Annotated in this window: 8 protein-coding genes; 7 read left to right on the top strand and 1 reads right to left on the bottom strand. The window is 72.2% G+C overall.

From position 1 onward, the window contains the following. A partial coding sequence (locus tag ACFWE2_RS21020; RefSeq protein ID WP_377226158.1) for a penicillin-binding transpeptidase domain-containing protein occupies window positions 1-2111 on the top strand: 2111 nt, incomplete at its 5' end. Here the strand turns inward: ACFWE2_RS21020 and ACFWE2_RS21015 are convergent. Further along, the gene (locus ACFWE2_RS21015; protein ID WP_377226157.1) at window positions 2095-2760 is read right to left on the bottom strand and encodes a TetR/AcrR family transcriptional regulator; all 666 of its coding nucleotides are present in this window, start codon (window positions 2758-2760) and stop codon (window positions 2095-2097) included. The two genes, ACFWE2_RS21020 and ACFWE2_RS21015, sit on opposite strands and share 17 nt — an antisense overlap. A gap of 91 nt (window positions 2761-2851) precedes the next feature. On the opposite strand from ACFWE2_RS21015, the gene ACFWE2_RS21010 reads away from it, so the two are divergent. Genes ACFWE2_RS21010 through ACFWE2_RS20985 form a run of 6 tightly spaced genes read left to right on the top strand, consistent with a single transcriptional unit; the run spans window position 2852 to window position 11257 of the window. Next, window positions 2852-5467 (top strand): beta-glucosidase, encoded by a 2616-nt coding sequence (locus ACFWE2_RS21010; RefSeq protein ID WP_377226156.1) that lies wholly within the window; start codon window positions 2852-2854, stop codon window positions 5465-5467. A 43-nt stretch (window positions 5468-5510) separates the two neighbouring features. Further along, window positions 5511-7184: an ABC transporter substrate-binding protein gene (locus ACFWE2_RS21005; RefSeq protein WP_377226155.1), complete on the top strand. Its 1674-nt coding sequence runs from the start codon at window positions 5511-5513 to the stop codon at window positions 7182-7184. Beyond that, window positions 7184-8284: an ABC transporter ATP-binding protein gene (locus tag ACFWE2_RS21000; RefSeq protein ID WP_377226154.1), complete on the top strand. Its 1101-nt coding sequence runs from the start codon at window positions 7184-7186 to the stop codon at window positions 8282-8284. Before ACFWE2_RS21005 ends, ACFWE2_RS21000 begins: the two co-directional genes overlap by 1 nt. Next, complete coding sequence (locus ACFWE2_RS20995) at window positions 8281-9264, top strand: ABC transporter permease (protein ID WP_377226153.1); 984 nt, start codon at window positions 8281-8283, stop codon at window positions 9262-9264. The genes ACFWE2_RS21000 and ACFWE2_RS20995 overlap by 4 nt, the downstream gene beginning before the upstream one ends. After that, window positions 9261-10178 carry an ABC transporter permease gene (locus ACFWE2_RS20990; RefSeq protein WP_377226152.1) on the top strand — a complete coding sequence of 306 codons (918 nt, stop codon included), beginning with the start codon at window positions 9261-9263 and terminating at the stop codon, window positions 10176-10178. Before ACFWE2_RS20995 ends, ACFWE2_RS20990 begins: the two co-directional genes overlap by 4 nt. Beyond that, window positions 10175-11257 carry an ABC transporter ATP-binding protein gene (locus ACFWE2_RS20985; protein ID WP_377226151.1) on the top strand — a complete coding sequence of 361 codons (1083 nt, stop codon included), beginning with the start codon at window positions 10175-10177 and terminating at the stop codon, window positions 11255-11257. The genes ACFWE2_RS20990 and ACFWE2_RS20985 overlap by 4 nt, the downstream gene beginning before the upstream one ends. Window positions 11258-11336 lie beyond the last annotated feature (79 nt).

Below are 11336 nucleotides of genomic sequence, written 5' to 3'. Positions count from 1 at the left end.
CCCCGACGGGGCGCGCTGCCGGCCCGCGTTCCACGCAGCCGCGCGCTGCCCAGGCCCGGTCTGCTCAGCCCCGTTCTGGCCAGCCCCGCAAGCCGCAGGCCGGCGCGCCTCAGCCCAAGCGGGCTCAGCCGAAGCCTCAGGCCAAGAAGCCGCAGCCGAAGGCGCAGCCCAGGAAGGCCCAGCCCAGGCCGCAGCCGAAGCCCCAAACCAAGGCCCAGCCGAAGAAGCCCCAGCCCAAGAAGCCCCAGCCCCGTGCGACGAGCACCCGGCTGGGATTTCAGGCGCCCGCAGAACCCGGCCGGCGCGCGGCCCCGGCCCGTCCCGCCCAGTCGCCCGCCCGTTCCCGGGTGGCGCGCCCGCTGCCGCCCCGGCCGGGCCGGCCGGAGGCGCGGCAGCGCTGGCTCGTCGGCATCGCGGCGCTCGTGGTGCTGATCTTCCTGGTGCGGCTCGTCCACGTGCAGCTCATCGAGGGCCCGAGCCTTGCCGAGAAGGCACAGGCGGCGCGTACGGCGACCGCCGTCACCCCGGCACACCGCGGTGACATCACGGACGCCGACGGCGTGGTGCTCGCGACGTCGGTGGACCGGTACACGGTGGTCGGCGACCCGGTGGCGATCAAGGACTTCCGCGGCGCGGCGCGCGGCGTGGAGGACGGGGCGCTCGGCATCGCCCACCTGCTCTCGCCGATCCTCGACATACCCAAGAACGAGCTGGCCGCGCAGCTCGTGGGCAAGTCCCGCTACAAGGTGCTCGCCAAGAACGTGGTGCCGGAGGTGCAGCGCGCCATCGCCGCGCTGGAGATCCGCGCGTACGTCCGGACCGACCTCACCTCGCGGCGCACCTACCCGTCGGGCGAGGTCGCGGGCTCGCTGGTCGGGTTCGTGAACGACGAGCAGACCGGCCAGCTCGGCATCGAGATGGCGTACGACGACCTGCTGGCCGGCACAGCGGGCTCCGACACCTACGAGCGCAGCCTCGACGGCCTGCGGATCCCGGCGGCGGGACAGGAGTCGGTCCCGGCGGTCCCGGGCAGCGACGTCCGGCTCACGCTGGTGCACGACATCCAGTGGAAGGCCCAGGACGCGCTCGACGAGGCCAAGCGGAAGACCGGCGCCGCGTACGGCATGGCCATCGTGCAGGACATCCGCACCGGCGAGATCCTGGCGCTCGCCGACTCGGGCTCGGTGGACCCCAACGACCGCTCGACCGCTGCGGTGGCGAACGGTTCGCGCGTGGTGAAGGACGTCTTCGACCCGGGCTCGACGGGCAAGGTGATCACCACGGCGGCAGCGCTGGAGGGCGGCTACTGGACCCCGGACAGCCGGTTCACGGTGCCCGACACGTACACGGCGCCGAACGGCCAGACGTTCCACGACTCGCACGACCACCCGGTGCAGCGGCTCACGCTGACGGGGATCCTCGCGCACTCGTCGAACACCGGGACCGTCCAGGCCGGCGAGAAGATTCCCCTCGAGAAGCGGCAGGAGTACCTGGAGAAGTTCGGTTTCGGCCAGCCGACGGGCCTGAAGCTGCCCGGCGAGTCGGTGGGCTTCATGCCGCCCGACGACGTGGCCGACTGGGACGGTCGTACGCAGTACACGGTCCTGTTCGGCCAGGGTCTGTCCGTGAACGCCATGCAGGCGACCAGCGTCTTCTCGACGGTGGCGAACGGCGGGGTGCGGATGACCCCCACCCTCTTCAAGGGCTCGACCAGCCCGGACGGCACGGTGACGCCCGCCGAGCGGGCGCCCGGTCAGCGCGTCGTCTCGGAGAAGACCGCCGACACGGTCGTCGAGATGATGGAGACGGTGACCGAGGAAGGCGGTACCGGCATCAACGCCGACATCCCCGGCTACCGGATCGCCGGCAAGACCGGTACCGCGCAGATGCGTGCGGGCAACGGCTGGACCTACATGGCGTCGTTCATCGGCGTCGCCCCGGCCGACGACCCCCGGTACACCGTCTCCGTCTTCCTCAAGAGCCCGAAGAGCTCGATCTTCGGTGGTGAGGTCGCCGCCCCGGTGTTCAGCGACATCATGGGGTTCACCCTGCAGAAGATGGACGTGCCGCCCAGCACGAAGGAGCACCGGCGGCTCAAGATCGAGTGGTAGCCCCGGGGTCCGTGATCTCGACGGTGCTGCCCAGCGTCGCGGTCAGTACCGACTCGATGGCGAACCGCGTGGCCTCCGCGAGGTCGACGGCGTCCGGGTCGAGCAGCCACTGCAGCTGAAGGCCGTCCATCAGGGCGATGACGGAGCACGCCGCGCGCTCGGCCTCGCCGTCGGGCAGCCGCACCTCGCGTTCGGTGGCCAGCTCCAGCACCGCCTGCGAGATCTCGCCGCGCAGCACCGAGAACCGGTGGGCCACCCAGCTCGACGCCGGGTGCCCGTCGGTCACGGACTCACCGGTGAGCACCGCGTACGCCTGCACGATGCCGCGCCGGTCGGCGTTCAGGCGGGCGGTGGTGACCAGGTGCCGGAACAGGTCCATGCCGCCGGGGATGTGCTTGCCCTCGAGGTGCTGCACGTCCACGCGGTCGCGGTACTCGAGCACCTCCCACAGCAGCTTGTCCTTGCTGCCGAAGTGGTGCAGCACGCCGGCGTGCGTGATCCCGACCTGCGCGGCGACGTCCACCAACGAGCCCTGGTGATAGCCCTTGGACCCGAAGACCCGGGTGGCCGCGGCCAGGATCTCCTCCCGCCGGTGGGCACGGGTGGGTCGCTTGACCTTGGGGGCAGCCTGCTCGGTCGCTTCGGACATGCCCATACGATACGGGGTGAACGGGCTTACTAACCAGTAAGTAAGTGTGGTTGAATGCGTGGCAGCCGTCCGACGCTGAACGGAGCACACGTTGTCATCGCAGGCAATCACCCGACAGGCCAGCACCACGCAGGCCGTCAACAGGCAGGCCACCACGAACGCCGCCGCCCCGGAGCCCGAGCTGCTCCGTCTCCTGGACGAGCTGTCCACCGAGGAGAAGGTGTCGCTCGTCGTGGGCGCCTCGATGTGGGCGACCACCGCGGTGCCACGGCTCGGGCTGGAGCCGGTGGTGATGTCCGACGGTCCGGTCGGCGTGCGCGGGCCGGGCGGCGGGACCTCGGCGATGTTCCCGGCGCCGTCAGCCCTCGCGGCCACCTGGGACCTGGACCTGGCACGCCGGTCGGGTGTCCTGTTCGCCGCCGAGGCGAAGCGGCACGGCGTCGACGTGGTGCTCGCCCCGCAGGTGAACCTGCAGCGCACGCCGGTGGGTGGCAGGCACTTCGAGTGCTACTCCGAGGACCCGCACCTGACCGCCGAGATCGCGGTGGCGCTCGTGGGCGCCGCGCAGGAGCGGGGCGTCGGGATGTGCGTCAAGCACTACGTCGCCAACGACTCCGAGACCGAGCGCACGCGCTACCTCGCACGCCTCGACGAGCGCACGCTCCGTGAGGCCTACCTCGCGCCCTTCGAGCGGCTCGTGCGCGACGTCGGCCCGTGGTCGGTGATGGGCGCCTACAACGGTGCCGACACCGGCGGCGTCTCCGCCAGGCTCCTCGAGCACCGCCCGCTCGTGGTCGACCTCCTCAAGGAGGAGTGGGGCTACGACGGCCTGTTCGTCAGCGACTGGGTGGCCACCCAGTCGGTGGCGCCCGCGGTGCGCGGTGGCCTCGACCTGCAGATGCCCGGGCCCGACGGCGCGTGGGGCGACGGCCTGCTCGACGCCGTCCGCTCCGGCGAGGTCGCGGAGTCCGAGCTCGACGACAAGGTGCTGCGCCTGCTGCGGCTCGCGCGCCGCACCGGCCGCCTCACGCTGTCCGACGACGGGGCGGGTGACCGCGTGGGCGTGGCCGCCGCCGGTGTCCACGCCGCGATCGACCTCGCCGCCGCGAGCACCGCCGAGCCCCCTGCCGAGCAGCTCCTGCGCGAGCTCGCCGCCCGCTCCGTCGTCGTGCTCAAGGACGACGCCGGGCTGGTGCCGTTCGGGCACGACCCGGCCCGGCCGCTGCGTGTCGCGCTGCTCGGACCGGCCGCCGTCGAGCCGTTCTTCCAGGGCGGCGGCTCGTCGTTCGTGCACCCCGACCGCCTCACGTACCCGGCCGACGAGCTGCGCGCCGCGCTGCCGCAGGGCTCCGAGGTGACGCTGCTGGCCGGCGCGCGTGCCCTGCACAACCCGCCGGAGCTCGACGTCGACCGGTGCACCGACCCGGCGACCGGCGAGCCGGGCCTTCACGTCGAGCTGCTCGCCACCGACGGCAGCACGCTCGAGGAGTACACGGCCCACGAGTGGTCCGGCTGGCTCCACGACGTCCGGCCGGACGCCGACGCCGTCCGGCTGCGGGCACTCGTCCGCCTCGACGAGGCGGGCGAGCACGAGCTCGGCGTCGGCACGGTCGGCGTGCACCGGGTGACGATCGACGGTAACCAGGTCGCCGAGGGCGACACCCGGGTGGACGAGGGCATAGTGCTCTCCTCCGGGCACAACCACCCGATCGCGCAGCTCGTCCCGGCGAGCGGGGCCGCGGTCCTCGACGCGACGCTCCAGGTGGTGCACGCCGTGGGCTACGGACACTTCGTGCGCGCCGCCCTGGTGCACCGGCTGCCCGGTCCCTCGGCGGCGGACGAGCTGGCCGGGGCGGTCGCGGCCGCAGCGGCCGCCGACGTCGCCGTCGTGATCGTCGGCACCACCGCCGAGGTCGAGTCCGAGGGCTACGACCGCCCCGACCTGAACCTGCCGGGCAACCAGGACGAGCTCGTGCGCCGCGTCGTGGCGGCCAACCCGCGCACCGTCGTCGTGATCAATGCCGGGGCCCCGGTGCTGCTGCCCTGGCTCCCCGACGTACCGACCGTGCTGTGGGGCTGGCTGCCCGGGCAGGAGGCCGGCACCGCGCTCGCCGACGTGCTGACCGGTGTCACCGAGCCGTCCGGACGCCTGCCGTGGACGCTTCCCGCGCGCTTCGAGGACGTCCCGGTGCCGCACGCACGGCCGGTCGACGGGGTCGTCGACTACGCGGAGGGCACCGACATCGGCTACCGGGCCTGGGAACGCCGGCTCGCGGCCGCGGCCGAAGGTGGCGGGGCCGACGACGCCCCAGCGCCGGCCGCCCCGTTCGGGCACGGTCTGGGCTGGACCACCTGGGACTACGAGGACGCCGTCCTCGCCAGGGGCGAGGCCCACGGCTCCCCGGCGACCCTGACCGTGTACGTGACGGTCCGGAACACCGGCCGCCGTGCGGGCCGCGAGGTCGTCCAGGTGTACATCGAGGCGCCGGACGGCGGCCCCAGCCGCCCCGTGCGATGGCTCGGCGGCTTCGCGGTCGCCGACGTCCCCGCCATGGCGAGCGCCACCGTCCGCGTACCCGTCCCGGCCCGGGCGCTGCAGGTCTGGGACCCGCAGACCAAGGACTGGGTCACGCCGCCGGGCGTCTACCGGCTGCGTACCGGCAGGTCCGTCGCGGACCTGCGACTGACCAACGAGCTGACCACATAACCATCCGTCCCGCACACGCGGGAGGAGTGCAAGGAGGCACACCGTGAGGATTCACAAGCACGTCGCAGCGGCGGCTGCCGCGGCGGCCATCGCGCTGCTGGCCACGGCCTGCGGCGGGGGTGGCGGAGGCGAGGGCACCACCGAGACCGGAGGCGGCCAGACCCTGACCGTCGGCATGCCGAACGGCGTGCAGACGGAGAACCACAGCCCGTTCGCCACGGGCTCGTCGGCGCTCTCGCTCGGCTACGCGTTCACCATCTACGAGCCGCTGATGATGCGTAACCAGGCCCGCCCGTCGGAGGAGCCGGAGCCCTGGCTCGCCGAGAGCGTGGTGTGGAACGAGGACTTCACCGAGGCGGTCATCACGCCGCGGGCGGGCGTCACCTGGTCCGACGGCGAGGAGTTCACCGCGGACGACGTCGCCTTCTCGATCCAGCTCCGCAAGGACTTCGACGCGCTCAACGCCGCGGCCCTGCCCTACGACACCGTCGAGACCGACGGCACCACCGTCACGGTGACGTTCACGGCCGGGCAGTTCGTCAACCAGTCCAAGCTGTACGACCTGGTCATGGTGCCCGAGCACATCTGGGCCGACGTCGAGGACCCGACGACGGACACCAACCCCGACCCCGTGGGCACCGGCCCGTACACGCTCGAGTCGTGGACGCCGCAGGCCGCCACCGTCGTGGCCCGCGACGACTACTGGGGCGGCGAGCCGGCCGTCCCCGAGATCCGGTACTCGTCGTACAACGACAACAACGCCCTGACCACGGCCCTGACCACCGGTGAGGCGCAGTGGGGCTGGACGTTCATCGCCGACTACGAGAACGTCTACATCGCGCAGGACCCCGAGCACTACCACCAGTACGCCGCGGGCGGCCTCGGCATCGACGTGCTCTACCTGAACAACGAGACCAAGCCGTTCGACGACAAGGCGTTCCGGCAGGCGCTCAACATGGTGATCGACCGCCAGGAGCTCGTCGACGTCGCCACCTCGGGCGTGAACCCGCCGCTGACCAGCGTCACCGGCCTGCCCCTGCCGGCCGGCGAGGAGTTCCTCTCGCCCGAGTACGCCGGCCAGGAGTACGAGGTGGACGTCGAGGGCGCCCGCGCCCTGCTCGAGGACGCCGGGTACACCTGGGAGGGCGAGAAGCTCGTCGACCCCGACGGCGAGGAGGTGACGTTCGAGCTTGTCAACCCGGCCGGCTGGAACGACTACCTGACCGCGCTGGACCTCATCAAGAACTCGGCCGCCGAGCTCGGCGCCACCGCCACCGTCAACCCCGTCAACCAGGACGGCTGGTTCGCCGACGTCATCCCCGGCGGCGACTTCCAGGCCACCCTGCACTGGACCGACGGCGGCGCCACCCCGTGGGACATGTACTCCGACATCATGGACGGCGCCCACTACAAGAAGCTCGGCGAGCCGGCGACGTGGAACTTCGGCCGGTTCCAGAACGACGACGCCACGAAGGCGCTCGCCGACTACGCCGCCGCGCCCGACGAGGCGGCGCGCGCCGCAGCCCTGGAGACCGTCCAGAAGGTGTTCGTCGAGGAGGTGCCGGGCATCGCCATCTGGACCCGCCCGGCCACCGCGCAGTACTCGACGCAGAACTACGTGGGCTGGCCCTCCGAGGAGGACCCCTACAACCAGCCGCAGCCCACCGGGGTGCAGGCCGCCCAGATCCTGATGAACCTCGAGCCTGCGGAAGGCTGATGAGCACGAGCACACCGGTGCTGGCCGCGCACGGCCTCACCAAGCACTTTCGAGCAGGGCAGATCCGGGCGGGTGGACGCCGCATCGCCGGCCGTCCGCCCGCCCGGGCGATCCACGCCGTCGACGGCGTGGACCTCGAGCTCCACCGCGGCCAGGTCCTGGCCGTGGTGGGGGAGTCGGGCTCCGGCAAGTCCACCGTCGCCCGGCTGCTGGCCGGGCTGATCCCCATCACGGGCGGCCAGGTCCTGCTCGACGGCACCGAGGTCCGGGTACGGGGCCGGCGGGCGTTCCGCGCGTACGTGCGACGCGTACAGATGATCTTCCAGGACCCGTTCGGCTCCCTGAATCCCGTGCACCCGGTGCGCTACACCCTGACCAGGGCGCTGCGCCTGCACCGGGGCAAGCTGCGGGGAGCCCGGCTGGAGGCAGCCCTGACCGAGCTGCTGGAGCGTGTGCACCTCACGCCCGCGGCGCGGTACGTCGACAAGTACCCGCACGAGCTGTCCGGCGGACAGCGGCAGCGCATCGCGATCGCGCGGGCGCTCGCCGCCGAGCCGGAGGTGCTGCTCGCGGACGAGCCCGTCTCGATGCTCGACGTCTCGATCCGGCTCGGCATCCTCAACCTGCTGGCAGACCTGCGTGACCGGCTCGGGATCGCCGTCCTGTACATCACGCACGACATCGCCTCGGCGCGGTACTTCGCCGACCGGACCACGGTGCTGTACGCGGGTCAGGTCATGGAGACCGGCGACAGCGAGTCGGTCACCCAGGAGCCGCTGCACCCGTACACGCGGCTGCTCGTGGCCTCGGCGCCCGACCCGGACGACCTGGCGGGCGCCGGTGCGGCCGCCGTGCGCGACCAGGGGACCGGCGGCGAGCCGCCGAGCCTCGTGGATCCGCCGCCCGGGTGCCGGTTCGCGCCGCGCTGCCCGTACGCGACCGACCTGTGCCGGGCCGAGACGCCCGCGCTGATCGAGGTGTCGGCGGGCCGGTCGGCGGCGTGCTGGGGGTACAGCGAGCGGGAGGACCGGCCGTCGGTGCCTGCGGGGGTCTCGACCAGCGGTGGCGGCTCGACCAGGAGCGGGGAGGTGGGCGCATGAGGTTTCTGCTGCGCAGGGTCCTGTTCTACGCGCTGACCGCGTGGGCCGCGATCACCATCAACTTCTTCATCCCGCGCCTGCTCCCTGGTGACCCGGTGACGGCCCTGCTGGGCCGCATGCAGGGCCGCATCGACTCCAACGCGGAGCACTCGCTGCGCGTGCTGTTCGGGCTGGACCAGGACACCACCCTGTGGCAGCAGTACGTCGACTACTGGGGTCTGCTGTTCCGGGGCGACCTGGGCCTGTCCTTCACGCACTTCCCGACGCCGGTCGCGGACATCGTGAGCCAGTCGCTCCCGTGGACGGTCGGGCTGGTCGGCGTGGCGACGATCATCGCGTTCGTCATCGGCTCGCTCATCGGTACGTTCCTCGGCTGGCGTCGCGGTACGTGGGCCGACGGGCTGCTGCCCGTGGCGACGTTCTTCCAGGCGGTGCCGTACTTCTGGCTCGGGCTGATCACCATCGCCGTCCTGTCCGTGAACCTGGGCTGGTTCCCGTCCAGCGGCAGCTACGACCGCGGGCTCGTGCCCGCGTTCAGCGGCGAGTTCATCGGCTCGGTCGTCTACTACGGGTTCCTGCCCGCGCTGACCGTCGTGCTGTCCTCCGTGGCCGGCTGGGTGCTCGGCATGCGCAACATGATGGTGACCGTCTCCTCGGAGGACTACGTCACCGTCGCGCACGCCAAGGGCCTGCCCGAGCGGCAGGTGATGCTCGGCTACGCCGCCCGCAACGCCGTGCTGCCGCAGGTCTCCAGCTTCGCGCTGTCCCTCGGCTTCGTCGTCGGCGGCACGCTGATCATGGAGATGGTCTTCTCCTACCAGGGCATCGGCTACACGCTCTACCAGGCCGTCTCCACCCACGACTACCCCCTGATGCAGGGCTGCTTCCTGGTCATCACACTGTCCGTCCTCGTGGCGAACATGGTGGCCGACCTCGCCTACGCCCTGCTCGACCCCCGCACCCGGACGGAGGACCGATGAACAACCGGCTGCTGTTCCTGCGCAACGGCAAGGTGATCACGGGCCTGGTCATCCTCGGCTTCTTCACGCTGCTCGCGCTGCTGGGCCCCTGGATCGCGCCGTACGACCCGAACCAGGTGAGCGACGCGCTGCTCAGCCCGCCGTCGGCGGCGCACTGGCTCGGGACCGACCACACGGGCCGCGACATCCTGTCGCAGCTCGTGGTCGGCACCCGCGGCGTGCTCGTCGTCGGCCTGGTCGCCGGCGTGAGCGCCACCGTCGTGGGCGTGCTCGTCGGCGTGACCGCCGGGTTCGTCGGCGGCGTCGGCGACGAGTCGCTGTCCGCGCTGTCGAACATGTTCCTCGTCATCCCGCAGCTCCCGCTCATCATCCTCATCGCCGCACAGCTCCCGTCCGCGGGCGGGCTCACCGTCGCCCTGGTGATCGGGGCGACCGGCTGGGCGTGGGGCGCTCGCGTGCTGCGCGCCCAGACGCTGTCGCTGCGCAAGCGCGACTTCGTCGAGGCGGCCCGCGCCAACGGCGAACGCACGTGGCGGCTCGTGCTCGCCGAGGTGCTGCCCAACCTGACCGCGGTGATCGCCTCGGGCTTCGTCGGCACCGTGACGTTCGCCGTGCTGTCCCAGGTCACGCTGTCGTTCATCGGCATAACGCCGGTCAGCGAGTGGAACTGGGGCACCATCCTGTTCTGGGCGCAGAACAACCTCGCGCTGCAGCGTGGCGCGTGGTGGTGGTTCGTGCCGGCGGGGGCGTGCATCGCCCTGCTGGGCATGGCCCTGACGCTGGTCAACTTCGGCATCGACGAGATCGTCAACCCTCGCCTGCGGTCCACCGGCCTGCACGCACGCTCGCTGCGCCGCCGGGGTATCCGGCCGCGCGTGGGGTTCACCCCGGTGGTGCGGGAGGCACGGTCATGAGCCAGACGGACATCGGTACCCGGACGAACGCGCAGGCCCCGGCGCCGACGCCGTCGGGCCCGGTCCTGGAGATCCGGAACCTGAGCGTGGACTACGGGTTCGGCGACGACCCCACGCACGTGCTGCGCGAGGTCTCGCTGACCCTGAACCGCGGCGAGGTGCTGGGGCTGGCGGGGGAGTCGGGCTGTGGCAAGTCCACGCTCGCCTACGCGGCCACCAGGCTGCTGTCGCCACCCGGTCTCATCACGGGCGGCGAGGTGTGGCTCACGGGCCGGGACGGCAGGCGCGCGGACCTGCTCTCCCTGTCCGACGCCGAGCTGCGGGCCGCCCGGTGGCGCGACATCGCCATCGTGTTCCAGGGCGCGATGAGCTCGCTCAACCCGGTGTTCCGGGTCGAGCGGCAGCTCATCGACGGCATCCTCGCGCACCGGCCCCGCATGCGGCATGAAGAGGCCAGGGAGCGGGCGGCCGAGCTGCTGCGGCTCGTCGGCATCTCGGCGGACCGGCTGCGGTCCTACCCGCACCAGCTCTCCGGCGGCATGCGGCAGCGCGTCATGATCGCGATGGCGCTCGCGCTGGAGCCGCAGGTGCTCATCATGGACGAGCCGACCACGGCGCTCGACGTCGTCATGCAGCGCCAGATCCTGGAGCAGGTCATGGAGCTGCGCGAGCGGCTCGGGTTCTCGGTCGTGCTCATCACGCACGACGTGTCGCTGCTGGTGGAGGTCGCCGACCGGATCGCCGTCATGTACGCGGGCGAGCTGGTGGAGACGGCGGCCGCGCGGGACGTCTACGCGAAGCCTCGGCACCCGTACTCTGCGGGGCTGCTCGGGTCGTTCCCTCCGCTGCACGGGCCGCGACGGGAGCTCACCGGCATCCCGGGCGCGCCGCCAGACCTGTCCCAGCGTGCTCCGGGCTGTCCGTTCGCGCCGCGCTGCCCGCACGCCATGGACGTGTGCCGTACCGAGCTGCCCGTGCTGGGGCGGACGGCGCAGGCCGAGGAGGGGCGCCTGGTGGCGTGCCACCTGCACACGCCCGGGCTGGTGGACGGCGAGCTGCCGGACCTGGTGGCGCGGTAGCGAACCGCTGCCGCCGGGACCGACCGGCGGAAGGTATTGGTCCGCGAGGTGTGTTGCCGTGAGTAGACATCGTCTACTC

The organism is Promicromonospora sp. NPDC060271, from assembly GCF_042726755.1.
Classification (GTDB): domain Bacteria; phylum Actinomycetota; class Actinomycetes; order Actinomycetales; family Cellulomonadaceae; genus Promicromonospora.
This window is presented reverse-complemented; position numbering and strand designations above follow the sequence as displayed.